1 protein-coding gene and 1 pseudogene are annotated in these 805 nt (G+C 50.4%); both read right to left on the reverse strand.

What is annotated here, in order from left to right:
* Positions 1-194 (reverse strand): transposase family protein (locus tag BEB54_RS28110; RefSeq protein WP_172953794.1); only part of this gene is annotated, 194 nt, incomplete at its 3' end.
* Positions 195-337: 143 nt separating this feature from the next.
* Positions 338-805: pseudogene (locus tag BEB54_RS28115) on the reverse strand (RHS element protein); the annotation flags it as partial.

The raw sequence follows: 805 nt of genomic DNA on the forward strand, positions 1-805 counted from the left end.
TCAAAATCACCATATTGCTTCAAAAAATCGAGATGTGTTTCCCCAAAATCCTCTATATCTTCCCAGCCTTCTGCACCCGAAATAACGGCGCAAATAGTCAACAGTAGAATATCCGATAATTTATGTTCCACTTTCCAGGCTTGTCTGTAATCGGGGATAATAGAAATATGTTCCATCAATTTTTTAAGTACCATTTTGTTCTCCTTAATTATGTAAGGAGTATTTGATCATGTATAAGCAATAAAAAACAGCTTCAGGTAATAAGGAATATCTCAATTTTTAAACATAAAATGCGAATTGTTTAGTACAAAAAAGCAGCGTTACGTGATCTTTCCCTGACCGCCGTCATCTGGCCGAAGCGGTCGTATTCATAGCGGGTCTGGTAGCCCGAGCAGTCGGTGAAGGCCAGCAACTGCCCGTAGCGGCTCCAGGTCATCTGCCGGATGCTGCCCGTCGCATCCGTTGTCGTCGCCGGTAACTCACTGTACGCGTCATCGTAGCGGTAGCGTACTGTCTCCCCGCTGCGCGATGTCTCCGTTACCAGCCTGTCCAGCTCATCATATGCCCGGCTGCTCTCCAGCCCGTCCGGGTACACCACCGCCGTTAACTGGTTCCCGTCGTTATAGTAAAATTTCGTCTCCCTGCCGTCCGGCGTGGTGATGTCCGTGATATCGCCTGACACCACATTCAGACCGTACTCTGTCCGCCGTCCCGCCGCGTCCGTCTGCGCCGTGAGCCTTCCTGCCGCGTCATACCCGCTGTGCGTGACGCTGCCGTCCGCCAGTTCTTTTTTCACCACCCGCTT

It is taken from the genome of Escherichia sp. MOD1-EC6021, assembly GCF_002965245.1.
GTDB classification, from domain to species: Bacteria; Pseudomonadota; Gammaproteobacteria; order Enterobacterales; family Enterobacteriaceae; genus Escherichia; species Escherichia coli_F.